Here is a 1,419-nt window from a genome sequence, read left to right on the forward strand (position 1 = left end):
CTCGATAAATCTTCTTTTATTCAAGCTCTTATTCTCTACTACGTACCGGAATTGTGAAATCTGAGTAATATGTATACTTCAATAAAAAAGCGGAATTTTTCAGTTCCGCTTTTTTTTGTATATATTAATTTTACTTTTTAAAATGAATTAAGTAAAATAATACATTAGAATAAATTTACATATTAGTCAAAACTGTAAATTTATCTTCTGCGTGAGGATCTGTAGGATTATACCAATAAAAAGATAATCCATCATTACACATTCTAAAAAACTCAACTCCTACTTCATAAATTCCGCTATCCCATAAATTAATCAAATTTAGTATCATTTCATTATTTAATTCATTTAATACAATTATAAGATTTCCCAAATAGAAATCATCCGTTTCAATAATATTTTTGATATCCTCTTTTAATAAATTTATGCCTTTAGTATACAAACATTTTTTAGAATTTATTTTAGTTTCTATATATGACGATGTAATATCATATATTATAGAATTTTTTGTCGGTTTCATTTCAAATAAAAAACATTCTTGCTTTCCTATTTGATTAAATATAAAATTAAGTATAACATCATTTTTATTTAAAAAACTTGAATCAAAATCTATATTTAAAACTACATATTTATTAAAACTTATCATAATAATTATTTAACTGCTTGTTTAGCTCCCTCTTCTGCTAACCAAGATCCTCCAAAGGCTCCTGCTATTCCACCACCTATGCCTCCTATACCCCCCCCTATCGCTGCACCTGGTGCTGCACCAACACCACCAAAGAAAAGTCCAATTGAACCACCTAAATATGCACCACCTTGCGAGCCGATTGTTGCTCCTGCATAAGCACCTGCCCAGCCGCCTGCAACACTTGAACTTGTAACAATCGTATTCTTTCCTATAGTACCTCCATCTTCATGTATCGCATTACCTATTCTTACTACATCAATACCTATTGCAACGGGTTTTGCCACTTTGCCTATTACATCAAGCGTTTTCCCTGAGTTCTCTAATATTTTTAATGTCTTTGTCCCTCCAGGTATTGGTGTATGTGGATCAACTACTCCTGTTGCTTTTGGATTAATGTTAAAATGTGGGTCTGGTGCTCCTTTATGTGCTTGGTCTGCTCTAATTACCCACTCACCAACAGGCTTTCCTGTTTTATTGCTTACCCTACCTGCTTGAGTATCTCTTAATCCTGTCTTTGTATCACCTCTTGCAGGTTCTAATTGAAATCTTTGTTTAGTTCCAATATCAACTCCTTTAAGTGTGTTATTAAATTTAGTTACCAACTCTTCCCAAGTTTTACTAGGTGGTGGATCTACTCCCTCCCCTTTCATCCCCGTTGGGTCGGTATACTTAAGTGGATTTTGGTAGGTGTACTGATACGGAGTCATCGTTTTTTCAAACAACGGGTCCACGCT

The 1,419-nt window shown here is 33.4% G+C and carries 1 protein-coding gene and 1 pseudogene; both read right to left on the bottom strand.

Annotated features, from left to right (window positions below; all coding sequences use genetic code 11):
* Positions 1-175 precede the first annotated feature (175 nt).
* Entirely contained in the window at positions 176-643 is a 468-nt protein-coding gene (locus ASC36_RS10360) for a hypothetical protein (RefSeq protein ID WP_055426410.1), read from the bottom strand.
* Positions 644-648: 5 nt separating this feature from the next.
* A pseudogene (locus ASC36_RS10770) lies at positions 649-1,419 on the bottom strand (hypothetical protein); the annotation flags it as partial.

Source organism: Apibacter mensalis (assembly GCF_001418685.1).
GTDB classification, from domain to species: Bacteria; Bacteroidota; Bacteroidia; order Flavobacteriales; family Weeksellaceae; genus Apibacter; species Apibacter mensalis.